The organism is Muricauda sp. MAR_2010_75, from assembly GCF_000745185.1.
In the GTDB taxonomy this organism is placed as follows: domain Bacteria; phylum Bacteroidota; class Bacteroidia; order Flavobacteriales; family Flavobacteriaceae; genus Flagellimonas.
Genome location: NZ_JQNJ01000001.1, coordinates 291,906 through 317,732 on the forward strand (window position 1 = coordinate 291,906; position 25,827 = coordinate 317,732).

The following is a 25,827-nucleotide window of genomic DNA, read 5'->3' on the forward strand; positions in this document are numbered from 1 at the left end:
GACATCAATGCGCCATAAAAGTAAATAGTTGGCGGCTCTTGTTACCTTTACCCTTTGATTTTCTTGGATGGAACGGTTCCGTATTTGTCCATAAGGTAGACCAAACTGGCCATAGTAGCAGACCCCAATTCCAATTCCCGTTTGTTTACATGCTCAAAAGTGTCGTTCTCGGCATGGTGATGGTCAAAATAACGTTGTGAATCCGGTACAAGTCCGGCAAGAACAATGCTTTCGTTCTTCATGGGGCCAATGTCCGCACCACTGTGGCCTTTTTCAAAAAGATGAATCAAATAAGGCTCGAACAGGCCTTTCCAGCTTTGTACTTGCTCAAAGTTTTCATCGGAGCAGTCAAAAGAAAAGCCTCTGGGCGTAAACCCACCTGAATCACTTTCCAAGGCAAATACATGGTTTTCACCTTTGTTTTGTGCCACTTCTGCATATTTATTCCCACCTCTGAGGCCATTTTCCTCATTCATGAACAACACCACACGTAGTGTGCGTTTGGGTTTATAGCCTGTTTCTTTTAACAAACGTAGCACATCCATGCTCTGAACACATCCTGCACCATCATCATGGGAACCATCACCCAAGTCCCATGAATCCAAATGGCCACCTACCACCATCACCTCATTGGGATAGGTGCTTCCGGTAATCTCACCAATCACATTATAGGACTGCACATCTTCCAATTGTTTGCAATTTTGCCTAAAGTAGAATTTGATATCGGGATTTAGCTTCAAGGTAGTGCTCAACAACTCGGCCGCATTGGTACTGATGGCCGCTGCGGGAATCCTATTTTTTACAGGCGTATCGCCATATCCCATGGAACCTGTATGGGGGTAATCGTCCAAACGCAGGTTCATAGATCTAACGATCACACCTAAAGCACCGAACTTGGCAGCCTCTGCCGCGCCAGAATAGCGTTGGTCCACACAATTGGAATACGCCGCAAAGGTGTTTACCAATGTTGGTTCCATTGGACGATTGTAAAACACAATTTTACCTTCTATTTTTTTTCGTCCCAATTTTTCCAAATCCTCTATGCCCTGCACCTCAACAATATTGGCTTTCAGCCCTCCATCAGGAGTGCCCACAGAACCACCCAAAGCGCAGATGGGCACATTGGTGGTAAGCCCGGGCTTGGTCTCTATATAAGCAAACTCTGGAGTACCTCTTACCCACTTGGGCACCATGACCGGTTGCAACCATACCCGATCTAATCCCAACGAATCCAGTTGTTCCTTTGTGTATTCCACCGCATGTTGGGCCTGTACCGATCCAGAAAGTCGCCCACCGATCTGATTGGAAAGATAGTTGAGCCAGTCATAGGCCTTACCTTTGGTCAGTGCCATATCATAAATGGCCTTGATTTGTTTTTCATCAGCAGATTGTGCAAAAAATGGGGTGTTTACCAACAAAAGGGTAAAAAGCAACACGATTCTCATGGGGTCTCTTTTTCCAGTTCCTGTTTAAAGGTTTCTAAATTAGCCTTTATTTCCTCGTCTAGCTCGGGTTCCTCAATATCTTTGTACTTTTTTAACGCTTCGTGCAGAATGGAGGCCACAATGACCCTGGCCGCTTTTTTATTGTCGGCCGGAATGATATACCAAGGAGCGTGTTCCTTTGAGGTTTTGTTCAGGGCCTCTTCATAACACTTTTGGTAGGTGTCCCAAATCCTTCGCTCTTTCAAATCGCCTGGGGAAAATTTCCAATTTTTTCGTTTTAGTCGAATTCTCCGTAACAAACGCTGGCGTTGTTCTTCTTTGGATAAATGCAGAAAAAACTTGAATATGATGGTTCCGTTTTGGGCCACATGCTCCTCAAATTCATTGATTTGTTGGTACCGCTTTTCCCAAAAAGTTGCATCAATATCAGAAACGGACTCTATTCCGGGCAGGTTTTCATTCAAGATGTATTCTGGGTGTACCTTGGTGACCAGCACATTCTCGTAATGGGTGCGGTTAAAGACCGAAAACTTGCCTCTTTCTGGCAAGGCAATGTAGTGTCGCCATAGGTAATCGTGTTTTAACTCTAAGGAAGTGGGCACCTTAAAGCTGTGTACCACGACACCCCGTACATTGAAATCCTTGAACACCTCTCGGATAAGGCTATCCTTTCCTGCGGTATCCATACCTTGTAAACAAAGTAGAACACCATATTTTCCATGAGCGTACAGGGTGTCTTGAAAATCGCCCAATTTTTTGCGGATCTCCTTCAACTCTTTTTTAAGCTCTTTATTTGACGCGCCAAAATCTTCGTAGGTGTTTAGTTGAGTTATTTTTACCTCGCTTTTTACCTTATATGAATCTGTGTCAATTTTTTCCATAGGAATGAATATAATTCTTTTTGACCACTCCTTCAACCCCAATCAAAAAAGTGCCGTTCATCGATACTTTTACCACTTATGGACATAGAATGTATTTTTATCGATTTTATTCGCACTTGGCTGACTCCTTGTCCTAACTTAGTGGAAATCAATGACGCACTGTCCCAAATCATTAAGCGTTATGAAAACAAGAACTATTGTCCTACTTGTGGTCTTTGTATTAGGCATGATTTTACTATGGCTCATGTCTTCTTTTACCGTTCGCAATGCCTGCGAATATGCCAGTTCCAATTTAGAGTACATTAAAAGCAAGATACAGTCTGCCATTGTTACCAATGACTTGAAAATGTCCAAATACCATGCTTACAAGGCATTGAATGGCATTGAAAAAACTAGGACCAACTTTGAGGATTGTGGTTGCGAAGGAACCATTGAAAGCCTAGAAAGTGCCACTACTGAACTTAAACAGGCAACAAAGGCCGAAACTCTTGAAGATGCCAAAAGATCATTGCACTTGGCCTTGGAAAGCACTTTGATCGGGATGAAGGTGTTGCGGATATTTGAACAGGAAGTTGCCAGTACTTACGGCAATGATATTTTGGTCTTGAACACCAAAGATGCCTTGAATGATCAAGATGGAATATTCTTGACCCCTACACATACCATAAAAGAACAAGTGCACAGTTGTCTTTTGGGTTTTGAATCTTCATTGGACAAAGTTGTCAATGAAGTGAACTGTGATGAGGCTCATAGATTCATCAACAATATTTATGAAGAAGCTAGATTGGTATTGCTCAACACCGAACTTTCAGAACATAAAAAACAATACCACCAACGTGTGAAAACATTGGCTCAGGAAGCCCTTGACCGATTGGGAGAATGCAATGCCAAGTAATTTACTTGCTGGCAAAGAGTTTAACATCTTCCTCGGAAACTTCCTTACCACCAAGAATGATCAATCGTTCCACCACATTGCGAAGCTCACGCACATTTCCGGTCCAGTCATACCCTTTGAGCAATTCTATGGCTTTTTTGGAAAAGCTTTTCTTTGCTATACCCTGTTCCGAAGCAACTTTGGCTGAAAAGTGTTCAATGAGGAGTGGAATATCATCCCGTCTATCGTTCAATGCGGGTACCTTGATCAAGATTACGGCCAACCGATGATAGAGGTCTTCCCTGAACTTACCTTCTGCAATCTCTTTTTTTAAATCTTTATTGGTAGCGGCCAAAACCCGTACATCAACCTTAATGTCCTTGTCCGAACCGACCCGCGAAATCTTATTCTCTTGCAGTGCCCTAAGAACTTTGGCCTGTGCGGATAGGCTCATATCCCCTATTTCATCCAAAAATATGGTACCCTTGTTGGCGGTTTCAAATTTTCCGGCCCTGTCTTTTACCGCGGAGGTAAAAGCGCCCTTTACATGGCCAAAGAGTTCGCTCTCAATCAATTCTGAAGGGATTGCGGCACAGTTCACCTCAATAAAAGGGGCCGAGGAACGGTTACTTTTTTGGTGTAGCCAATGGGCCACCAATTCTTTCCCCGTACCATTGGAACCTGTAATTAAAACCCGCGCATCGGTGGGAGCCACTTTTTCAATCATCTCCTTAATAGTGCCTATCTCTTCACTGTCCCCAATCATCTCGTAGTTTTTGGAGACTTTCTTTTTTAGGATTTTGTTTTCCACAACAAGTTCTTTTCGGTCCAAAGCATTGCGAACTGTGGTCAACAAGCGATTCAAATCCGGGGGCTTTGAGATATAATCAAAGGCACCCAAGCGCATGGTGTTCACGGCAGTGTCCAGATCACCATGACCTGAAATCATGATAAAGGGTGTTTCCGGTTTTATTTTTTTGGCGGCTTCCAAAACTTCAACACCGTCCATTTTTGGCATTTTAATGTCGCAAAGCACCAAATCAAAATCATCTTTTTTGATGGCATCAATACCACTCAATCCATCTTCTGCTTCTTGAACTTCATAGGTATCACTCTCTTCTACCAAAATTTTCACCAAAACCCTTCTAATGGCGGATTCGTCCTCAATAACCAAAATCTTCGGCATAATTTCCTGTTTTAAAAAATTCCTATTTTGAAGCCAGTCCTAATATAAAAATTTGCCTCATCATTCAACAAAAATACATCACCTTGATTATCATCCCGCAACTTTCCTTCCTGCTCAATGGAGCGTCCGGCCATTAGAAAAAGGGCCATGTTCTTGGAAACGTTGTATTGATACCCTACTGTGGCCACCAAAGCGGTCAATGATATCTTGGATGCAATCTGATTGTCCGGCAAAACTATGTTGTCCTGGATATTTATAAAATATCCATCCAAGAACAGTGCCATTTCAAACGAGTGTTTTTTATTAATGTAATGTCTAAAGCTGGAACGGGGTATCCCAAAGGTGTAGGACCACTTGGGATGGAACTTCCGGTAATAGTTGATCAATGGCAACGGAACTGGCAATCCCGTGGTGCTGTTATAAGTCAATCCCAACACAATTCTATAAGGCCTGTCCGCATTGGGTTTTTCCTTCCAAAATGCGGCTGTGGCGTTCAGAAAAAAATCATCCGTAATGGTTCCGCTTGTAAAATTAGAGGCCATACGGGGGGTGAGAATGGTGACCAAGTTCCAATTTTCATTCCATTTGGTGATAAGGCCCAAGTTCATATCAATGACATGAAAACGAATCAGTTCACTTTTATCAAAAGGAAAATTACGAGAGTACCCAATATCGAATCTATTGTATTCCATACCGGTAATGAGATATTCTTTTTTCTCATTTAATTGTATGGGCAGATTAAAAAGCAATTTATAGCGCTGCGTTTTGATTCCCGAATCATTCTCTGGAATGTTCATGTAATCTATCCTGAAAATATCAGTGTTCTGTCCCCATCCAATATGGCTGTAGAGTATTGCAAGGGAAACCAACAATCCCCTGGTTGCAGTATGGTATAGTACGGTTTTTATTTTCTTAGGGTTTTTGCTGAAAAATATGTACGTCGCGTTGCGGGAACGGTATGGTAACGTTATTTTCTTTGAATTTTGTATTGATTTTATAACGCATTTCACTTTTTATCTTGGGGTCGCTAAAACTGTCATTGGTGAAAAAGTGAATGGAAAACACAAGGGCCGAATCCCCAAAGTCATCAAAAAGTACAAAAGGTTTAGGATTTTTAAGTACTTGTTTTTGCTCTGCCGCCACTTGTTGCAAAATCTGGGTTACCAAATCCACATCACTACCATAAGCCACGCCAACACTTACACTTTCACGGGTTGTCTTGTGGTTTTGGGTATAGTTATATACAATGTCGCTGATAAACTTGTGGTTGGGCAGAATCAATACCTTATCATCTCTGGTAATGGCCCGGGTTGTTCGCAGTTTTATTTCAAAGACCTTTCCTACTTTACCATCAACCTCAACAATATCGCCCACTTGCAAGGATTTGTCCACAATAATAAAGATGCCCCCAAGAATATCCTTGAAAAGTTCCTGTAAGGCCAGTCCCAAACCAACAAAAAGGGCGGCGGAGGCGGTTATGACCAAGGTAATGTCCACCCCGGCAGCACTGAGTGTTACCAGAACGGCCACCAAGTAGACCACATAGTTGATGAACTTAAAAATACTGACAAACTTCTGCTTGTCTTCCCGTTCCATCTTGCGAGTGAGCAAATGCCGAAGCCATTTCAGTATAAAATTGGTCGCAAAAAGGGCAAAGGTCAGGAGCAACAATAACCCAACCGTTAAATGGATGGCTTTTTCCCCTGTTCCAATGTGGAATCCCAAGTCCAAGAAATCCTTGATGGACCCCCAGATATCCTTTTCAATGATTTTCTTTATTTCTTTTGCACCGTCCTGCATGTCCTATTTATATCTTAACCATTTGACCAATTCTTTATACGTGGGCTTCTTGCCATACATTAAGATGCCAACCTTGTATATCCGCGATGCCAGCGATACAATTCCCCAAAAGGTCAATATAAGCAATCCTATGGACGACAATAACTGCCACAGCGGTACTCCACCTTCTCCCACCCCTCCAGGAAGGCGCATGAGCATTACAATAGGTGAAGTTAAGGGAAATAACGAAAACCCAACAGCAATAGGGCCATGTGGATTGCTGAAAACCGAGAAGAAACCTACATAAATGGCCAACATCAATGGTAATATTATGGGAAAAATAAACTGCTGCGTATCCGTTTCATTGTCCACTGCAGCGCCAATGGCCGCATAAATGGAACTATAGATCAAATACCCCAATACAAAATAAATGAAAAAAGAGACAATTAAAAGGGTCCACGGGATATCCAATATTTCCCGTGCGTACATCATCATATCACTGTCCATGGCCGCGTATTGAGACATGCCAGGCATTGCACCGGAAGGCATTGCAGAATTGCCCGAAAGCTCCCCCAAATCTATCCCCAAAAAAGTAACGGCCAATAATAGCAAAACAGAGGCCGAGATGAGCCAAATGGTAAATTGCGTGATTCCCGCCAATGAGGTGCCAATAATTTTTCCCAACATCAATTGAAAAGGCTTTACGGAAGAAATGATCACTTCAATAATCCGGCTGGTCTTTTCTTCGATCACACTGCGCATAACAAAACCGCCATAAATAATAATGAACATCATTATGGCGTAGCCAAATCCCCCTCCAATGAACGCTTTGATTTCATTTATGCCCTTTACATTTCTTTCCCCATCAAAAGTGGCCAATTGAAGGTCAAAAGGTTGCTCAATTTTGGAGAACTGATCTGATGAGACTCCAAGTTTTTCCAATCGGTCTTGCCGTAATTGCCTTTGAAAAACCGATTCCAATTGTTGAATCACATTGGTATTGGGATTATCCTTTGTATAGAAATAGGCTGACTTTGCCACTTGCTCCACATCTTTTTCATTGGGTAGGTACAACAGTCCATCATACCCAAGTACATTGGTAGAATCTTTGGCTTCTTGCAAGGTAAGCCCATCCAGATAGAGGTACGAAATTCCCTTTGCTGGCTTAAACTGATGCTGAAAAAAACTGCTTTCATTGAGCACGGAAATCACCCTAACCTCATCGGAGTTTATCTTGGTGAGATACGCAATAAGCACAATCATGCCCACAATCAACAATGGGCTCAAAATCGTCATTACAATAAAAGAGCGGTTCCGCACCTTGGCCAAATACTCCCGCCTTATGATCAAACCGAGCTTACCTACCATTGTCCTTATTGTTTACGGTTTGAATAAAAATATCGTTGGCGGAAGGGATGGTTTCCTCAAAACGGTTCACGTTGGCCATTTTTGACAATTCGGCCAAAACTTCTGCGGTTTCTTCTGATGGCAACTGAATTTTAAAATCCAATTGATTTTCCAAACCGTCAAACTTTGGAGCCATAATGTTGAACTTTTCCTCCAAAGTTTTCATCAAGCTCTCCTCATTTTGTTGCACCTGAAGTCCAACATTAAAAATGTTGTTCTTGTAGGCTTTTTTGATGTCGGATAGTTTCCCATCCAATATTTTTTCCGATTTATGGATCAGTGCTATGTACTCACAGAGTTCTTCCACCGATTCCATCCGATGGGTGGAAAATATAATGGAAGTGCCCTGTTCTTTTAGCTGAAAAATCTCGTCTTTGATGATATTGGCGTTAATGGGGTCAAAACCACTGAAGGGCTCATCAAAAATCAATAATTTGGGTCGATGCAGCACAGTGACAATAAACTGCACTTTTTGCGCCATACCCTTGGAAAGTTCTTGAACTTTTTTGTTCCACCAGTCGCCAATGTCCAAACGGTCAAACCAATATTTCAATCTGGTTTTTGCTTCCGTTTTAGACAATCCTTTTAACTGGGCCAAGTACAATGCCTGCTCTCCCACCTTCATACTTTTGTAAAGACCACGTTCTTCCGGAAGATACCCTATTAGGGATATATGTTTTGGTGCCAAAGATTCGCCATCAAACAAAATTTCACCGGAATCTTGGTAGATAATTTGGTTAATAATGCGAATAAAAGAGGTTTTTCCGGCACCATTGGGCCCCAAAAGACCATAAATACAATTTCTAGGTATGTTAAGTGAAATGTTGCTCAGTGCAGTATAGTTCCCGTATGTTTTGGAAACATTTTTGGCAACAAGGATATGATCCATGTAAACTATTTTTTCAAAGATATGTAATTGGTCAATAAGACCCTTATCCCTTAAAAACAAAAACCCACCCTTAAAAAAATCAAGGATGGGAAAAAAATTGCTATGAAAAAGAAAATTAGATATTGGTCACCCAACATCAGTCTCAAATATACGTTTTTTATTTAAACAGAATAAAATTTATTGTTATGAGAACATATCTTTTACTTTTTCAAAGAAGGATTTATCTGATTTTTCGGGCTTTGGGATGAAATTTTCATCGTTCTGCATACGCTCAAAAAACTCTTTTTGCTCCTTATTCAGTTCTTTTGGGGTCCACACATTCACGTGCACCAACAAATCTCCACTACCATACCCATTGATACTAGTGATTCCCTTGCCGCGCAATCGCAATATTTTTCCAGACTGTATTCCGGGTTCCAATTTAATGCGGACCTTTCCTCCCACGGCATCTATCTCTTTGGAACAGCCCAAAACCGCCTCGGAAATACTCACGTACAAATCGTAGTGCAGGTTGTCGCCTTCTCTTTTTAGGGTATCGTGCTCAACGGTCTCGATGGCCACCAACAAATCCCCTGGAATTCCGTTCCCAGGTGCCCCGTTACCTTTTCCGGCCACCTTTAACTGCATGCCATCTTCCACACCTGGTGGAATTTTAATGGAAACGGTTTCTTCCTCAACTTTCAACCCTTGGGCATCGGCCCCAGCAGGTCTATTTTCTAAGGTTTGACCGGAACCACCACAGGTGGTACAGGTAGTAGCCGTTTGCATTCGACCTAAAATGGTATTGGTAATCTTGGTAATTTGACCACTTCCGTTACAGGTGGGACAAGTTTTGTAGGTCACCCCTTCGGCCTGAACTTTTCTACGGACCTTCACCTTCTTTTCAACCCCATTGGCCACTTCATCCAAAGTCAGTTTTACGCGGATACGGAGATTGCTCCCTTTGACCCGACGTTGTCCGCCGCCGCCAAATCCGCCAAATCCACTGAAACCGCCGCCAAAAGCACTGCCAAAGATGTCTCCAAACTGGCTGAAAATATCCTCCATGTTCATGCCTCCGCCGCCAAAACCGCCGCTGCCATCAAAGGCTGCGTGACCAAACTGATCATATTTGGCGCGTTTGTCCGGGTTGCTCAATACTTCATAGGCTTCGGCCGACTTCTTGAACATTTCCTCTGCCTTGGCATCTCCTGGGTTTTTATCGGGGTGGAATTCAATGGCTTTTTTTCGGTACGCTTTTTTTATTTCGGCCGCGGATGCACCTTTTGAAACTCCCAATATTTCGTAATAATCCTCTTTCATATAATCTTAGTTTCCAACAACCACTTTTGGATGCCTAATAATACGCTCACCCAACTTAAATCCTTTCTCGACCACATCAATGATCTTACCTTTCATCTTCTTGTTGGGTGCAGGGATTTGGGTGATGGCCTCATGGACCTCAGCATCAAATGTATCACCTTCTTCAACTTCTATCTGTTCCAATCCTTTGGCCTTTAGGGTCTCTTTGAACTTATTGCTGATGAGCTCCACACCTTTGAACATTTCTTTGTCCTCAGATTTGGACAGTTCCTTTAGCGCTCGTTCAAAATCGTCAAGAATGGGCAATAACGACACCATTACTTCTTGCCCAGCGGTTTTGAATAGCTCCATACGTTCTTTGGAAGTCCTTCTTTTAAAGTTCTCAAACTCGGCAAAAAGTCGTAGAAACTTGTCTTTTTCCTTGGCCAAATCTTCTCGCAACTGATCTTCCACAGAAATTTCCTCGTTTTCCCCGGTTGCGTTTTCTGCATCTATATGTTCTTCGTTCAGCTCAGGATTTTCAACAGTTTGGGCATCTTGTGTTGCCTCATCCATTTCCTCAACCTTACTTTTCTTGCTCATATACGTTTATTTTATTCTTTTTTGAAGTGGCAAAAGTACTGCCAATTGTCCAAAAATGTCAAAATGTCACCACAAAACATAAAAAAATCCGCCTGAGCGGATTTCATTTTGATTGTACACAGTTGTCTGCAATTAAACGAATTCCTTTTTTGCCGATTCCATGGATGCGTTTTCCTTTTCACTTTTTTCAGCATACAACTCTTCAAGGGCCACACAAATATTGGGGTATTGAAAACTGAATCCCTCTTTTTCTATTTTTTTGTTGCTTACCCGTTGGCTGGAAAACAATAAATACGACATTTCTCCCAAGAGCATCTTCAGCACAAACTTTGGTACATTGGGCATCCATAAAGGTCTGTCCATGACTCGGGCCAATTCCTTGGTCATTTTGGCATTGGTGACAGGATTTGGGGCCACGGCATTGTATGTACCTTTTAAATTATTTTCTAGAATAAACACAAACATTTGGGCCAGATCTTCAATATGTATCCAAGATTGCCATTGATCGCCATTGCCCAAAGGTGCACCAACAAAATTCTTGATGGGTGCGGCCATTTGGGGTAAAGCGCCGCCTTCCCTGGACAGCACAATACCAATCCGAACCTTGGAAACATTTATGTCGAACTTTTTGAAAGCATCCACTTCTTTTTCCCACTTTTGGGCCACTTCGCCCACAAAGCTATCATCCACTTCTGTTTCATGTTCATCATAAAACTTGGAGAGGGAATGGGGATAGATTCCAATGGCCGACGCCGAAACAAATGAATCCATCAATGATATGTCTACTTGCTCCATACCTCTGTACAAAGTTCGAAGACTATTAATTCGGCTTGAAAGTATTTTCTTTTTTCGAACCGGGGTCCAACGTTTGGCAATACTGGCCCCTGCCAAATTAATAACTGCCCCCACATTTTTGAAACACTCCAAATCGATTTTCCCTTTATTGGGATTCCAATAAAAACCTTGGTATGTATCCGAATGGGATATTTTATCCTTTTGGGTAGTCAAGTAATTTACGGCAATGCCTTGGTCATGCAAGACTCGCACAATGGCTTGTCCAACTAAACCCGTCGCCCCTGTTATCAACACCTTCATACAATCATTTTGTAACAAATTTACAGGTTTAAGTGACTGTATCTGAGGCATTAATTTAGGTTTAACACAAATGTTTAAAGTTTATATGATTTTAAGAGTATTTCAGCCAAAGTTCTTAACACAACATTGGCAATATATCATTTTTTGATGGCCCTGAGCATTTCCCGTTTACCAGGTGGTCCGGGCAGGCGTTCCACAGTAAAGCCTACAGCCTGTAAAGCCCTTCGCACACTGCCTTTTGCCGCATAAGTCACCAAAACACCCTCACTCTTTAAGGCTCGGAACATTTTTTCAAAGACTTCCTCGGTCCAAAGTTCGGGTTGTACCCGGGCACCAAACGCATCAAAATAGACAAGGTTGAACAAATCTGTATCTCTTATTTCCCGAAAATCCTTCTTTTGTTTTAACAGCGAAAAGTCATTAGAAATGGATACGTGCTCTTCCCAAGGCGATTGGTGCATTCTTTCAAATATGTATTGTTGGTCATTTGCATTGAGTTGTGAACAATACTCCAATTCGTTTACTTCATCCAAGGAAACTGGGAACGCTTCTACCCCAACATAATCTACAGTGAGATACTGTTTTTGAGCTTCCAAAAACGTAATAAAGGCGTTCAATCCTGTCCCAAAACCTATTTCAAGGATGTGAATGTGGTCATTTTTAAACAACCTAAGCCCGTGCTCAATAAAAACATGATAAGCTTCCTGTATAGCCCCGTGTTTGGAGTGGTACTGTTCATCCCAATCCTCAATTTGGATGGTCTTTGAGCCATCGCCCGTTGTGATTATCCTTCGCTTCAAACTCAATCTTTGATGAGCACACCGTCCGCTTCAAAACGAAGTATGCGTGCCGGCTCCGTTATCTGGGCTATTTCTTCTTCCGAAGCGCCACTGTCCTTTGCATAGTGCTTTTGGTCCTCTACCGACATTTCTTCCAAAAAGGCCAGCCCGTTCATAAATACCGTTTTACTGGCAGCATCCTTCGGCACAAAAAAGCCATAGTCCTTAAACCTTACGAAAACTTCATCCCCGGAATCCAAAGCAACGTTCATCCAGCAACCTTTGGCTTGACAGACCTCCCTAATTTCATCTTTCACTTGGGTCATTATAGTATCTGTAACAGCCAATTGGTTAAAAACGGACCCATTTTGTTGGATTCCATCTGAAATAGTGAACGCTTCACCATAATAATTTCCCTCTGCGGTTTCTTGGGCCATTATCAGATTTAGCAAAAACAGTAAAAAAACGGTAGGATATATGTTAAAAGGTCTCATTTTTACCAGCTTTTTCAAAATTCTTCGGCAAGAATTGAAATTACAAACATGAAATAACAAAAACTAGCGATAAATAGCTAATTTTAACCTTCCAAAAGTTATTGATATGGAAGCAGTGATGAACAACGTAAAGATCGAGAAAGCAAAGACATCAAAAATTAAGGATGTTGATTTTGACAACCTTTCCTTTGGAAGCATTTATACCGACCACATGCTCGTCTGTGATTATAAAAATGGACAGTGGGAAGCTCCAAAGGTAGTTCCTTATCAACCCATTACACTGGATCCATCTTCAAAAATATTCCACTACGGTCAATCTATTTTTGAAGGAATGAAGGCATACAAGGACGAGAACGGCAGTGTGTGGCTATTTAGACCTTTGGAAAATTTTAAGCGCCTCAACAAATCGGCCAAACGAATGGCCATGCCAGAACTACCCGAATCTTATTTTATGGATGGACTCACTACGCTTTTGCAAGTGGATAGCCAATGGATTCCACAGAGTGCTGGCAGTTCCTTATATATTCGACCCTTCATGTTTGCATCGGGCAATGGTTTTCATGCTTCGCCCGCTGACGAGTATAAATTCATTATAGCCTTAGCCCCTTCTGGCTCCTATTTCTCTGGAAAGGTAAAGGTATTGATTGAAAAACAATATTCACGTGCTGCCAATGGAGGTGTAGGGTTTGCCAAGACCGGCGGAAATTACGCAGGACAGTTTTACCCAACCCGTTTGGCTGCCGAAAAAGGATACCAACAGGTGATTTGGACCGATGACAATAACCATGAGTTTATTGAAGAGGCCGGTGCCATGAACGTATTTGTTCGCATTAATGACACCTTATTGACGGCCCCCACCAATGATCGTATCCTAGATGGGATTACCCGAAAAAGTATATTGGACATTGCAGAGGATGAAGGTATCAAGACCGAGATTCGCAAGATTTCGGTGAAGGAAATTGTTGAAGCTGCCAAAAACGGTTCCTTAAAAGAAATGTTTGGCGCAGGCACTGCTGCAGTGGTATCGCCCATATCGGCCTTTGGGTATGAAGGGGTGGATTACGACCTCCCGGAAATGGAGGACAGCTATGCTTCATTGTTGAAAAAACGCATCACCGATATACAATATAATAGAGCGGAAGACAAATTTGGATGGCGACACGAAGTTGTCTAAAACAAAAAAGCACCTCTTAAGGTGCTTTTTTTATTTGTCCATTATGGTTTGAATGTCCGGTTTAAAATAATTGGGACCCTTTAGTACTTTTCCATCTTCACGATAAATAGGTTTTCCATTAGCACCCAGTTTGCTCATATTACTCCGTTGGATTTCTTCAAAGACCTCCTCAATTTTGTATTGCATACCGTGTTCCAAGATGGTCCCACAAAGAATATATAGCATATCGCCCAAGGCATCGGCCACCTCAATTAAGTCTCCCTCATTGGCAGCTTCCAAATATTCTTTGTTCTCCTCATCCATTAAATTGAACCGCAATTGGTTCTTTTCCTTGCCCAAATTGGCCACGGGTTCATGCGAAACGCCTAGACCAAAGGAATTGTGAAATAGTTCCACCGCTTTTATTTTACTTTCCATTACAGGTATTTTGATTTAGCTTTGCGTAAAAATATAAAATATGTTCAGCACCGGGCAGTTAATTTTTGCAGCGCTTTTTTTGGTTGTATTTATTGCAATCATCTCTTTTTCATACAAAAAGGATAAAAAACTGCACAGAAAAAACTACAAAGGTGTTATCTGGATCTTGGTTTCCTTTGTGACTTTTATAATTTTCCTGTTCTTAATTAAGCACTTTCTTAAAAATTAACACCACCATTGCGTTCGCCACAAAAATGATGGGTTTCACAACTTTAATACTACTTTGATTCGTATAGTATAGGAAAACCCGTACTTTTGTTTAACATTAATTTAGCACAATAAATGACAACATTCATAAGCATTCTTTTCATTTTGCTTGCTATTAATGCAATTCTGTTGATTTTTAGCGTCAACGGTGCTGGCGAAAGGTTTAGAAAACCAATTCAAAAAATTTCGGAGACCTCAATTACCAAACTCTTCCCCCGCGAGAGCTCTGAAACCGAATACAAGGAAGCGGTATAGTTTGTACCTTTAGGGTATGAAACAGGCTTTTCTTGTTTTTTTGGGTGGGGGATTTGGAAGTGTTCTTCGCTTCTTGATTTCCAAACCCTTAAATCTTCTATCCTCGAATTTCTTTTTGGGAACTTTTTTGGTAAACATTATAGGATGCCTTTTAATAGGTTTGATTTTAGGCCTATCTTCTAGAGGCAATATCCTATCCTATAATAGTACACTTTTTTTGGCTACTGGTTTTTGTGGCGGTTTTACAACTTTTTCAGCTTTTGCGTTCGAAAAACATTTTCTTCTGAAGAACAGCGAACTTATTCACTTCTCTATTTACATGATCTCCAGTATTGTCGTTGGCGTTTTGGCCGTTGTCTTAGGATTATGGCTCTCTAAGCTTGGAGAATAGTTATAAATTTCATTTTTGTAGTTAATTTTTGTTAAAAACTAAACATAAATTATTGAAATCGATGATTTTGGTGTGAAATCATAATGCATATAATCTAAATGTTAAGAAAAAATCAAAATATTTTTAACAAACAATAGATTAAAATCCGATACCCCTAAAATATGTGGGGTATTTTTTTTATAACCATAAAAATTCCATCAATACCCTCCATTTTTTTATGGTCTAGTGTGAATTACCATATATTTGAGAGATCAATTAACTACTTAATTATGAAAAAAGTCGAGGCAATTATTAGAAAATCCAAATTTGATGAGGTGAAAAAAGCCCTCCATCAAATTGAGGTTAACTTCTTCAGTTACTGGGATGTAACGGGAGTTGGAAATGAGAAACAAGGACATGTGTATCGTGGTATTTCCTATAGTACCAGTGATATACAGCGGAGGTATTTGGTTATCGTGGTATCCGATGACTTTCTGGACAAGACCGTGAACGTATTATTGGACACAGCAGGCACAGGAAATGTGGGAGATGGGAAAATTTTCGTCTCAGATGTGATTCAGGCGTACAGAATCAGGACCAAGGAAAGCGGTAGTGCTGGAATCAATTAAAAGTATAACCAAAAACTCTAAAAACTTAGATTATGATTTTACAAGAACAAGAAGCAATAGATAAAGCCGTAGAAGCCATCACTGGCGATATGGGCGCATTGTGGATATTGATCGCGGGCATTTTGGTCTTCTTTATGCAAGCAGGATTCACGTTGGTGGAAGTAGGTTTTACCCGTAGCAAGAACTCGGGTAACATTATTATGAAAAACCTAATGGATTTGGCCGTTGGTTCGGTCATGTTCTGGGCCGTTGGTTATGGTATCATGTACGGTAGCGGACTTGTTGGCGGAGGATTTTTTAGAACCAGTCCCGCAGAGCAGGGCTATTTCTTTTTCAGTGCAACAGACTGGTACAACCTGTTCTTCCAGACCGTGTTCTGCGCAACCGCAGCTACCATTGTATCTGGAGCAATCGCCGGTAGAACCAAATTTTCTACCTATTTGATTTTCTCCGCTTTGATGACCACCCTTATCTACCCTATTTCTGGTAGCTGGTACTGGCCATTTGACGATGATGCTTGGTTGAACACCGCTGGTTTCATCGATTTTGCAGGTTCATCCGTAGTTCACGCCGTTGGTGGTGGTGCCGCTTTGGTTGCCGCTATTTTGGTAGGGCCACGAATTGGAAAATACGTGGATGGAAAACCACAAGCAATTCCAGGTCACAATATGACCTTTGGTGCCCTTGGGGTATTCATCCTTTGGTTGGGATGGTTCGGATTCAACGGAGGTTCCCAATTGGCTTGGGGAGGTGATGACACCATTGCCGCTTCCAGCGTAATCATTAACACAAATTTAGCTGCGGCCATTGGTGCCATTGGCGCAATGTTCTTTACATGGGCCAAATATGGTAGAGCCGATATTTCCATGACCTTGAACGGTGCTTTGGCCGGATTGGTAGGTATTACCGCCGGATGTGGTGCTGTAAACGCATGGGGGGCCTTGGCCATAGGATTGATTTGTGGTATTGTGGTGGTATTGTCCATCGAGTTCATCGACAAAAAATTGAAGATTGATGATCCCGTTGGTGCTATTTCAGTACACGGAACCTGTGGTTTCCTAGGAACTGCCCTAATCGGATTCTTCGCCTTGGATGGTGGATTGTTCTACGGAGGTGGTGCCAAACTACTATGGGTACAAACTTATGGTTCTTTGAGCTATATCCTTTGGGCTGCGTTGGCAACCTTCATTGTACTGTTCATCTTAAAGAAAACCATTGGACTTCGTGTTTCTGAGAAAGAAGAAGTTGAAGGGTTGGATATCCATGAACATGGTATTGAAGCCTATCCTGAGCACATTTCACAGGACAAATAAAATTCAAAAACACAACTCATATAAAAGGAAACGGAGCGTTCTGCCAAACGCTCCGTTGAATAACCTTTTCAAACACAACTCACAATTTTAAACAACTCTGTCCTCAAAACAAGGACAACTTAAAATGATTATGATATGAAAACGATTATAAATACAAATTTCGTAAAAAAATTAGCTTTCGCCGCATTGGCATTGATTTCAGTAAGTGCTTTTGCCCAGGAAGAGGAAGAATCACCAAAATTTAGTTTCAGTGGTTCCGTAGATGCCTATTATAGAAGCAACTTAACAGCTCCTAATGGTGAAGAAGCCATTGCTCCTGGTTCTTCTTTTGCAAACTTGGATGGTTTTGCCTTGGGTATGGCCAACGTTATTGCTGCTTACGAAGGTGAAAAAGTTGGTTTTGTAGCTGATTTGGTCTTCGGTCCAAGAGGTACAGACGCCATTTTTGCTTCTCCAATGTATTCTGCAACTGGCGACATCGTTAACCAATTGTATGTATACTGGAATGTAAGTGATGCCGTAACCTTGACCTTCGGTAACTTCAACACCTTCTTGGGATATGAAGTTATCTCTCCAGTGGCCAACTTTAACTATAGTACTTCTTATCTATTCTCTTACGGACCTTTTAGCCATACAGGTTTGAAAGCTGATTTTGACTTGGGAAGCGACTGGTCTGCCATGCTGGCTGTAATGAACCCAACCGATTTGACCGAGTTGAACGGTACTGGTGATTATGCTGTAGGTGCACAGTTGGGATACTCAGGACAATTCTTGAACTTCTTGTATAGCCAAGGTGGGTTTGAAGTAGATTATACTGGCGGATTTGATTTATCAGAAGATTTCTTCTTGGGAATCAATGCTGCACACTTTAGTGCTGAAGATGACGGCGGTTCCTTTACTGGAGTTGCTCTTTATCCTCAATTGGCCACGTCCGAAACCTTTACCATTGGTCTTCGAGGTGAGTACTTTATGACTGGAGATTTCTTTGGAGATGCTGCCAGTATTGGGTCCGATGCTGACGGAGATGCAAGCGTTCTCGCACTCACCTTGACCGGTAGTGCCACCATTGGTGATTTGATTCTAAAACCTGAAATAAGATTGGATAGCTCTTCTGAAGATGCGTTCATTGATAATGATAGAATGCCAACTGGAAGTTTGGCCTCTGTATTGTTTGCTGCTATCTACTCTTTCTAGGCCCAAGAAATTTAATTTTTAATGCTAATAGAAAGCCTTACTCCCTCGGGATTAAGGCTTTTTTAGTCTTTCAAAAAGTTTTTCACTCCTGCTCTCACATTAGTTCTCAAATAATTTTGCCTTGGCACTAGAGGGCAGGAGTACTTTTTATTATATACACAGTACGGATTATACGCCTTGTTAAAATCAATGACCAACGTATCGTCTTCAGGAATGTTCAAATCTATATAGCGCCCGCCGCCATAGGTTTCATTTCCGTTGGTATCGTCCAAAAAAGGCAAAAATAAATAGTCTTCGTATCCTTCCTGATCCAACAAACCCAAACTTTGATACACTTCCAATTGGTGTTCTTCTCCATTTAATGTAAAATGGGCTATACCATAGACCACCTCTTCTGTTTTCCTATCAGTGGTAGTAGGATTTAAAAAGGGTACGGCATCAGGAGTACGCACAAACTTGGCCTTGACCACATAGGATGTGTCCGGTTCAAAAAAATCCAATGTCTCAAATTCCTTTCGGTATCTATCGGGTAACGGCGAGGTCTCAGGATCCTTAAAACTCTCGTTCAGTTCCTGTTGAAAATCCAAAATATCGGCCACCAAGGGTGATTGGGGCTGTTCTACTGTTGTCTCATCATGGTATTTTTTACCTCTTCCGCAGGAAAGTATCAACAAAACAAAGACCAAAACTGGATATTTCATAGGTGTAATTTTACAGCAAAAGTAGCAGAAATCATTCTTAATGCTACCTTAGTGTTATTATGATGAAAAACTTACTCCTATCGTGTATAATCATCTTTCTATCTGCATGTTCAGAAAAGAAAGCATCCGAAGACAACCAAAAAACCATAGAACGAAGGTTGCCAGCAATACACCCCAACCGATACAACACGGCCTTTTTGATCATGGACGGAGTATACAATACCGAGTTCACCGCTCCTTTTGATATTTTTCAGCATACCCAATACCGCGAAGGCATCAAGGCTATGAACACGTTCTCGGTGGCCAATACTCTGGAGCCAATTACCTCATTTGAAGGTATCCGAATCCTCCCGGATTTTGATTACACCCAAGACTCTATCCCCAAAATTGATATTTTGGTCGTACCCAGCGCCGAACACCACTTGAATACGGATTTAAAGGACACGGTTATGCTGAATTTTGTAAAAAAAGTGGCCAAGGACGCCCTTTTTGTCACTTCACATTGTGATGGCGCCTTTGTTTTGGCCAAAGCCAGACTGTTGGATGAAGTGGCCTCCACCACTTTCCCTAGTGATGTCCCAACCTATAAAGAGATGTTTCCCCAACTAAGCGTTAAAGACAGTGTTCTTTTTGTCCATGACGGGAAGTTTATTACCTCCGCTGGAGGGGCTAAAAGTTTTGAAGCCGCTCTTTATCTCTGTGAATACTTATATGGAACGGAGATTGCCCAGTCCATCGCAGGCGGATTGGTCATTGATTGGAATCTGGAAGATGTTCCCAAGTTTATTGCTCAATAATGTCGTAACGCGCATCTTTCAAATACTTTTCCACCATTTTGTTGAATTCCGGAGTAATTCGCAGTAGTGCGGTATCTTCCAGACTATATAACTTGTCCTTATCCTTAAAGCCATTTTTAAAGGCTTCCTCTAGATAAAACAAAGCCGTTCCAAAATCTTCGTTCTTGGCGCTAAGCGAAATGGTCTTCAAGTAAAACTCAAAGTTTTCCGGTTCTAAAATAGTTTTGAGCATATACAAAAAGGCCAAAGCATCCTCGTCAATTACCTGTCCTGACCGTACGAGCTCAATATTATCTTCAGCAAGAGCATTTAAAAATCCGATCAAGCGATGCCCCATTTCCTGTTCATGGATATTGGATCCATTGATAAACTTATCCAGCTCGGTCATCTGGTAATTCCACCAGCCCAAATTCTTGAAATTGTGCGCAAACATATCTTCTTCCATATCATATTGATAATTCTCTTTGAGCAATATCTCTTTTGAAATGGCCGCATTTTCAGCGCGACGCATGGCCCTAAACTGCTTGTCCCGACGCAATTCTTTTTGAACTTCCCGCAGGGAATCCAGGTTTTTATGGGCACCGTACATAGACATCATTTCTCCCATGTACTGCTCCGCCCAAATTAATTGGCCCGAATTTTTCAAAAGATTCACCTTGGCCACATCTTCATCATATGCGTTTTCCACATACAAGGAGTCCTTCGGAATTAAATTTCTCCCCATGGCGGCCAGGGTAAACAGCTGCAGTCCTTTTTGTAGATACGTCACCTCTGGCCATGCGCTCTTTGCATCGTGCAACAATACCTGATTTGGAAACTTATAGCGGTCCAGAATTTTCTCATCGTCCAACATGGTAGTGTAGTTGTAATCATTTTTGCTGACCATACCAATAAAGTGAAAAGGACGTCTCACATTCAATAAATCAGTATTGGTCAATGAAGCACCCATGGAAATGGCACCGTTCACCCCTCTGATAAAAATGGGAACCAGACCAGCAAAACGTCCCCCAGCGGAAGCACCTGCGGTATATATCCGTCCATTTTGAATGGGCAATAAATTCACGATTTCCTCCAACACATTGTTGGTCACAATCATATTATTGGTCAATGATACCGTGTCTTTCACCTTTGGTGCCGCCAAAATATAACCCTCCTTTTCCGCAGGGCCTACAAATATGGAAATTGCCTGTCTCTCCTTGCCTTCCATGTCAAAAACAAGGAGTAAAGGCCACTTTTTTTCGGTAGTGAAATCTCTGGGCAAATACAACGAATATGAACTTGGTATGGAATCTTGGACAGGGATGGAGTCCATGATCTCCCCTTTTTTAAGAACCATCTGTTGTGCCGAAGCAGAAGTTAAACAAACTAGGGAGAGCAAAAATAGTAGCTGTTTTTTTTTCATAATTCTATCATAGCAAAAATCTGGCCAAAACAAAACTGTGTTCCGGTCATATAAAGTTAATGGAATTTATTTTCCTTGCGTTCCACTTTTGATGGGGGCGTGGGCTACCACATTGGACAGCACAATATGGGTCCTGCATTCACCGTAGACGATAAGTTCATCGATAAACTTTTCCAAATGGGATTGATCGCGGAGCACTACCTCCATGATAATATTTTCATTCCCTGTGATTCGGTAACAATTCACCACTTCCTGAAGGGATTTCACCTTGTCCAAAAAAGGTTTGAGTTTCCCCATAAAGGCCCGTAGCATAATAATCGCCTTAAACTGGTGACCAGCCTTCACATAGGAAATTTTGGCACCATAACCCTCTATGATTCCCAAGTCCTCCATCTTCTTTACACGCTCTGCTACGGCAGGTGGTGTAAGACCCACTTCACGACCAATATGGGAAAAGGATTCCCTTGCATTTTTCTGTAAGTGATCTAAAATTTGCCAATTAAGTGCATCTATCTTCATATCTAAAGAAATTAGCCTTTAAAAATTTCAATTTAAAGGTATAATCTATTTTCTAATTTTAAAGCTAAAGTCAAAATTTTCATTTCGTATGTAATTTTATAATTCAAAATTGCTTTGAAAACATGGAGAGAAATTCTCTTAATTCTTTGGTTGTTTACCGAAAATCGCTGGCGCTTCGCGATATGAGCGAAGCTGTAGCCACTTATTTTTCACATAACAGGGAAAAACTGTCGTGGCGAAAAATTGATAGCTTTCGAGATGACATCACTGCATCATTGCTGAATGATGCTTCCCTCATTACCAAAGAGGTGGAGCAAGCGGCCCTGAGCAATTCCTATTCTGTACGGATGAGGAGCTTGACCTTCATCAACATCATGACACGAAATATCCTAGCCTACTGCAATGGTCTGGAACGTGACGGTGTCAAGGAAAAGGAATACCTCAACCTGCTCCGAAGGGAAATCAAAATATTCAGAACTTCCTTTAAAAAATGGAGAAAGTCCTTTCATAACAGAAACGACTAACACCCTTTTACATATTTCTTCTGTACTGCCCCCCAACCTGGAACAAGGCTTTGGTAATTTGTCCCAATGAACAATACTTGGTCACTTCCATCAATTTGTCGAAGATATTTTCATTGTTGATTGCAGTTTGCTGCAATTCCTTCAACTGCTTTTCGGCCCTAGCTTTTTCCCGTTGATGTAAATTTTGTAAGGTTTTGATTTGATTCTTCTTTTCTTCTTCAGTGGCCCTTATAACTTCTGCTGGCAAAATGGTGGGCGACCCTTTGGAACTTAAAAAGGTGTTTACCCCAATAATGGGATAGTCCCCGGAATGCTTCAAGGTTTCATAGTGCAAACTTTCTTCCTGAATTTTGGAACGTTGGTACATGGTTTCCATAGCACCCAACACACCGCCCCGTTCCGTAATTCGATCAAACTCCAACAGCACCGCTTCCTCCACTAAATCCGTAAGTTCTTCAATGATAAATGAACCCTGAATAGGATTTTCATTTTTGGCCAGTCCCAACTCCTTGTTAATAATCAATTGGATGGCCATGGCCCTCCGTACCGATTCTTCCGTAGGCGTGGTAATGGCCTCATCATAAGCATTGGTGTGCAAGGAATTGCAATTATCATAAATGGCATAAAGTGCTTGAAGTGTTGTCCTTATATCATTAAAATCGATTTCTTGGGCATGAAGGCTCCTCCCCGATGTCTGAATATGGTATTTGAGCATTTGGGCCCTGGGGTCCGCTTCGTATTTTTCCTTAAGTGCCTTCGCCCAAATTCTTCGGGCCACTCTACCGATAACCGCATATTCTGGGTCTACTCCGTTGGAAAAAAAGAAAGACAGGTTGGGACCAAATTTGTTGATGTCCATTCCCCGGCTTAAATAATACTCAACATAGGTAAATCCATTGGAAAGGGTAAAGGCCAATTGCGTGATGGGGTTTGCTCCTGCCTCAGCGATATGGTAGCCCGATATGGAAACCGAGTAGAAATTCCGAACCTGATGTTCAATGAAATATTCCTGCACATCCCCCATCAATTTCAAGGCAAACTCCGTGGAAAAAATACAAGTGTTCTGGGCTTGGTCCTCTTTTAAAATATCGGCTTGCACTGTACCTCGAACTTGTTTTAAGGTTTCTCCCTTGATTTTGGCATACACCTCTTGGGGCAACACTTGGTCTCCTGTAACACCTAGAAGCAACAAACCCAGTCCGTTGTTCCCTTCGGGAAGTTTACCAAAATAGGTAGGACGAGGTACATCTTTCTTTTTATACAGGATTTCAATCTTCTTTTCTACCTCACCTTCCAGATCATTTTCTTTGATGTACTTCTCACAATTTTGGTCAATGGCGGCATTCATAAAAAAGCCCAGCAACATGGGCGCCGGGCCATTGATGGTCATACTCACCGAGGTCATGGGATTGCTCAAATCAAATCCAGAATAGAGCTTTTTGGCATCATCCAAACAGCAAATGGATACTCCGGCATTTCCAATTTTTCCGTAAATATCAGGTCTGTGGTCTGGGTCGTTTCCGTAAAGGGTCACCGAATCAAATGCAGTGGACAATCGCTTGGCGGGCATATCTAAACTCACGTAGTGGAACCGCCGGTTGGTACGTTCCGGGCCGCCTTCACCCGCGAACATTCGGGTGGGATCCTCCCCTTCCCGTTTGAACGGATACAATCCGGCCGTGTAGGGAAATTCACCTGGTACATTTTCCTGTAATATCCACTGGAGAATATCACCCCACGCCTTGTACTTGGGCAAGGCCACTTTGGGTATCTGGCTATGGGACAAGGATTCCGTATGGGTTTTTATATTGACTTCACGGTTGCGTACCTTGAAGGAATACACATCGGATTTATACCGATTGACTTTTTCCTGCCATTTTAAAAGGGTATCCCAATTTTGGGGCAGCAAATTCATTTTGATTTTATCGAATTCCTTGATCAGCAAACCGGCCAAAGTCTTTTCTTCATCATTTTTGATTTTTGAAAAAACCGCATCCTCGTTCAAACCGGTTTTATCCAAAATAAGTTTCTCTGACTTTTCCGATTCCATGTCCAAAATGGAGGTTAGGGTAATGAAAATGCCATATAGCTGCTGTGCAATTTTGGATTGCTCCTCTGATTTGATATCATAAGAGCGATTGTTTTCTGCTATTTCAGATAAATAACGGGTCCGTGAAGGTGGAATAACATAGATTTTCTCCGCCATTTCCTCACTCACCTCAAAATGGGAAACCAAACTGGAGCCCGCTTTTTCCACCAACGTATCCATCACCTTTTTATAGAGGCTGTTCATTCCTGGGTCGTTGAACTGGGAGGCAATGGTGCCGTAAATAGGCAGATCATCTTCATTGGCATGCCACAATCCATGGTTGCGGGCATATTGTTTTTTAACATCGCGAAGGGCATCCAACGCTCCTCTTTTATCGAACTTATTGATGGCCACCAAATCCGCAAAATCCAGCATATCAATTTTCTCCAATTGCGTAGCCGCGCCAAACTCAGGGGTCATTACATAAAGCGACACATCACTGTGTTCCAAGATTTCAGTATCGGATTGCCCTATTCCTGAGGTTTCCAGGATTATCAGGTCGTATTGTGCCGCCTTGAGCACTTGGACCGCTTCGGAAACATGCTTGGACAAGGCCAAATTGGATTGACGCGTTGCCAAGGATCGCATGTACACCCGATCATTGTTGATGGAATTCATTCGGATTCGGTCTCCCAATAAAGCCCCTCCCGTCTTTCGTTTGGAGGGGTCCACGGAAATGATGCCCACATGTTTCTCGGGAAAATCAATTAAAAAACGGCGCACCAGTTCATCCACCAAACTTGATTTTCCAGCGCCCCCGGTACCTGTAATACCAAGAACCGGAACTGAACCTTGACCATTTTGAATCCCACTTTGATATTTTTCAAATGCTGAATGTCGGTTTTCAGCAAGGGAAATCAATCGAGCAATGGTATTTGAATCTTTATTTGCCAGTAAATCTTCCAACTTTTTCCCTTTCGGAACTTGTAAATCGGGAACCGCAGTATCGCATCGTTCCACCAAATCATTGATCATTCCCTGAAGTCCCATTTGCCTTCCGTCATCGGGGGAATAAATCCGTTCGATCCCGTAGTCCATCAACTCCTTGATTTCCTCTGGGAGAATTACACCGCCGCCGCCGCCAAAAATTTTGATGTGCCCCGCCCCTCTTTCCTGCAGCAAATCGAACATATATCTGAAGTACTCGTTATGCCCGCCTTGGTAGGAGGTCATGGCAATGGCGTTGGCATCCTCCTGAATGGCACAGTCCACCACCTCGGCAACACTCCTATCATGGCCCAAATGAATCACCTCAACCCCAGTGGCTTGAATGATACGTCTCATAATATTGATAGCCGCATCATGTCCGTCAAAAAGGGAAGCAGCTGTCACTATCCTGATTTTATGTTTGGGCTTGTAAGGTTTTAGTTGTTCCATTTGCAATAAAAGGTCTGTTTTCGCCCTGCAATTTACAGAAAATGCAAGTCAAATTAGATTTTGTTCAGGATATTACAAAAAATTGA

25 protein-coding genes are annotated in these 25,827 nt (G+C 41.9%); 8 read left to right on the forward strand and 17 right to left on the reverse strand.

Going from position 1 to position 25,827, the window contains the following annotated elements:
* Window positions 1-47 precede the first annotated feature (47 nt).
* Complete coding sequence (locus FG28_RS01405) at window positions 48-1,445, reverse strand: M20/M25/M40 family metallo-hydrolase (protein WP_036379308.1); 1,398 nt, start codon at window positions 1,443-1,445, stop codon at window positions 48-50.
* The gene (locus tag FG28_RS01410; RefSeq protein WP_036385983.1) at window positions 1,442-2,326 is read right to left on the reverse strand and encodes a PPK2 family polyphosphate kinase; all 885 of its coding nucleotides are present in this window, start codon (window positions 2,324-2,326) and stop codon (window positions 1,442-1,444) included. The genes FG28_RS01405 and FG28_RS01410 overlap by 4 nt, the downstream gene beginning before the upstream one ends.
* A gap of 181 nt (window positions 2,327-2,507) precedes the next feature.
* On the opposite strand from FG28_RS01410, the gene FG28_RS01415 reads away from it, so the two are divergent.
* The gene (locus tag FG28_RS01415) at window positions 2,508-3,221 is read left to right on the forward strand and encodes a hypothetical protein (protein WP_156102173.1); all 714 of its coding nucleotides are present in this window, start codon (window positions 2,508-2,510) and stop codon (window positions 3,219-3,221) included.
* Window position 3,222: 1 nt separating this feature from the next.
* Here FG28_RS01415 and FG28_RS01420 read toward each other — a convergent pair whose 3' ends face one another.
* From FG28_RS01420 to FG28_RS01465, 10 genes are all read right to left on the reverse strand, one after another.
* Window positions 3,223-4,386 carry a sigma-54 dependent transcriptional regulator gene (locus tag FG28_RS01420; protein ID WP_036379312.1) on the reverse strand — a complete coding sequence of 388 codons (1,164 nt, stop codon included), beginning with the start codon at window positions 4,384-4,386 and terminating at the stop codon, window positions 3,223-3,225.
* 11 nt (window positions 4,387-4,397) lie between these two features.
* On the reverse strand, window positions 4,398-5,255 hold the full coding sequence (locus tag FG28_RS01425; RefSeq protein WP_231562585.1) for a DUF6268 family outer membrane beta-barrel protein: 858 nt from the start codon (window positions 5,253-5,255) through the stop codon (window positions 4,398-4,400).
* Between the two features lie 43 nt (window positions 5,256-5,298).
* Window positions 5,299-6,186, reverse strand: coding sequence for a mechanosensitive ion channel family protein (locus FG28_RS01430; protein WP_036379316.1), 888 nt, complete (start codon window positions 6,184-6,186; stop codon window positions 5,299-5,301).
* 3 nt (window positions 6,187-6,189) lie between these two features.
* Entirely contained in the window at window positions 6,190-7,533 is a 1,344-nt protein-coding gene (locus FG28_RS01435) for an ABC transporter permease (protein ID WP_036379318.1), read from the reverse strand.
* Window positions 7,523-8,461 carry an ABC transporter ATP-binding protein gene (locus tag FG28_RS01440; protein ID WP_197062535.1) on the reverse strand — a complete coding sequence of 313 codons (939 nt, stop codon included), beginning with the start codon at window positions 8,459-8,461 and terminating at the stop codon, window positions 7,523-7,525. The genes FG28_RS01435 and FG28_RS01440 overlap by 11 nt, the downstream gene beginning before the upstream one ends.
* 183 nt (window positions 8,462-8,644) lie before the next feature.
* Window positions 8,645-9,763 carry a molecular chaperone DnaJ gene (dnaJ, locus tag FG28_RS01445; protein WP_036379320.1) on the reverse strand — a complete coding sequence of 373 codons (1,119 nt, stop codon included), beginning with the start codon at window positions 9,761-9,763 and terminating at the stop codon, window positions 8,645-8,647.
* Window positions 9,764-9,769: 6 nt separating this feature from the next.
* The gene (locus FG28_RS01450; RefSeq protein ID WP_036379323.1) at window positions 9,770-10,345 is read right to left on the reverse strand and encodes a nucleotide exchange factor GrpE; all 576 of its coding nucleotides are present in this window, start codon (window positions 10,343-10,345) and stop codon (window positions 9,770-9,772) included.
* Between the two features lie 132 nt (window positions 10,346-10,477).
* On the reverse strand, window positions 10,478-11,440 hold the full coding sequence (locus FG28_RS01455; protein ID WP_036379324.1) for a TIGR01777 family oxidoreductase: 963 nt from the start codon (window positions 11,438-11,440) through the stop codon (window positions 10,478-10,480).
* Window positions 11,441-11,577: 137 nt separating this feature from the next.
* Window positions 11,578-12,240: a tRNA (5-methylaminomethyl-2-thiouridine)(34)-methyltransferase MnmD gene (mnmD, locus tag FG28_RS01460; RefSeq protein ID WP_036385987.1), complete on the reverse strand. Its 663-nt coding sequence runs from the start codon at window positions 12,238-12,240 to the stop codon at window positions 11,578-11,580.
* 2 nt (window positions 12,241-12,242) lie between these two features.
* Complete coding sequence (locus tag FG28_RS01465; protein ID WP_036379326.1) at window positions 12,243-12,713, reverse strand: DUF4920 domain-containing protein; 471 nt, start codon at window positions 12,711-12,713, stop codon at window positions 12,243-12,245.
* A 106-nt stretch (window positions 12,714-12,819) separates the two neighbouring features.
* Here FG28_RS01465 and FG28_RS01470 point away from each other — a divergent pair, with 106 nt between their 5' ends.
* Window positions 12,820-13,887 (forward strand): branched-chain amino acid aminotransferase, encoded by a 1,068-nt coding sequence (locus FG28_RS01470; RefSeq protein WP_036379328.1) that lies wholly within the window; start codon window positions 12,820-12,822, stop codon window positions 13,885-13,887.
* 30 nt (window positions 13,888-13,917) lie between these two features.
* On the opposite strand, the gene FG28_RS01475 is transcribed toward FG28_RS01470, so the two are convergent.
* Window positions 13,918-14,304, reverse strand: coding sequence for a nucleoside triphosphate pyrophosphohydrolase family protein (locus FG28_RS01475; protein ID WP_036379330.1), 387 nt, complete (start codon window positions 14,302-14,304; stop codon window positions 13,918-13,920).
* Between the two features lie 538 nt (window positions 14,305-14,842).
* Here FG28_RS01475 and crcB point away from each other — a divergent pair.
* The 4 genes from crcB (at window position 14,843) to FG28_RS01505 (ending at window position 18,332) form a co-directional block, all read left to right on the forward strand.
* Complete coding sequence (gene crcB / locus FG28_RS01490; protein ID WP_036379335.1) at window positions 14,843-15,217, forward strand: fluoride efflux transporter CrcB; 375 nt, start codon at window positions 14,843-14,845, stop codon at window positions 15,215-15,217.
* Between the two features lie 269 nt (window positions 15,218-15,486).
* On the forward strand, window positions 15,487-15,825 hold the full coding sequence (locus FG28_RS01495) for a P-II family nitrogen regulator (RefSeq protein WP_036379337.1): 339 nt from the start codon (window positions 15,487-15,489) through the stop codon (window positions 15,823-15,825).
* A 32-nt stretch (window positions 15,826-15,857) separates the two neighbouring features.
* Window positions 15,858-17,138, forward strand: a complete 1,281-nt coding sequence (locus tag FG28_RS01500; RefSeq protein ID WP_036379338.1) for an ammonium transporter — start codon at window positions 15,858-15,860, stop codon at window positions 17,136-17,138.
* 135 nt (window positions 17,139-17,273) lie between these two features.
* Window positions 17,274-18,332: an outer membrane beta-barrel protein gene (locus FG28_RS01505; protein WP_036379342.1), complete on the forward strand. Its 1,059-nt coding sequence runs from the start codon at window positions 17,274-17,276 to the stop codon at window positions 18,330-18,332.
* A 62-nt stretch (window positions 18,333-18,394) separates the two neighbouring features.
* Here FG28_RS01505 and FG28_RS01510 read toward each other — a convergent pair whose 3' ends face one another.
* Window positions 18,395-19,033, reverse strand: a complete 639-nt coding sequence (locus tag FG28_RS01510) for a DUF1684 domain-containing protein (protein WP_036379344.1) — start codon at window positions 19,031-19,033, stop codon at window positions 18,395-18,397.
* A 62-nt stretch (window positions 19,034-19,095) separates the two neighbouring features.
* Here FG28_RS01510 and FG28_RS01515 point away from each other — a divergent pair, with 62 nt between their 5' ends.
* Window positions 19,096-19,830: a DJ-1/PfpI family protein gene (locus FG28_RS01515; RefSeq protein WP_156102174.1), complete on the forward strand. Its 735-nt coding sequence runs from the start codon at window positions 19,096-19,098 to the stop codon at window positions 19,828-19,830.
* On the opposite strand, the gene FG28_RS01520 is transcribed toward FG28_RS01515, so the two are convergent.
* On the reverse strand, window positions 19,817-21,232 hold the full coding sequence (locus tag FG28_RS01520; RefSeq protein ID WP_036379349.1) for a hypothetical protein: 1,416 nt from the start codon (window positions 21,230-21,232) through the stop codon (window positions 19,817-19,819). The genes FG28_RS01515 and FG28_RS01520 overlap by 14 nt on opposite strands.
* Window positions 21,233-21,298: 66 nt before the next feature.
* Window positions 21,299-21,751 (reverse strand): Lrp/AsnC family transcriptional regulator, encoded by a 453-nt coding sequence (locus FG28_RS01525; protein ID WP_036379350.1) that lies wholly within the window; start codon window positions 21,749-21,751, stop codon window positions 21,299-21,301.
* Window positions 21,752-21,873: 122 nt separating this feature from the next.
* On the opposite strand from FG28_RS01525, the gene FG28_RS01530 reads away from it, so the two are divergent.
* Window positions 21,874-22,275, forward strand: coding sequence for a hypothetical protein (locus FG28_RS01530; RefSeq protein ID WP_036379351.1), 402 nt, complete (start codon window positions 21,874-21,876; stop codon window positions 22,273-22,275).
* A 7-nt stretch (window positions 22,276-22,282) separates the two neighbouring features.
* Here FG28_RS01530 and FG28_RS01535 read toward each other — a convergent pair whose 3' ends face one another.
* A complete protein-coding gene (locus FG28_RS01535) occupies window positions 22,283-25,741 on the reverse strand; it encodes a methylmalonyl-CoA mutase family protein (protein ID WP_036379353.1) in 3,459 nt (1,152 codons plus the stop codon).
* Between the last annotated feature and the right edge of the window lie 86 nt (window positions 25,742-25,827).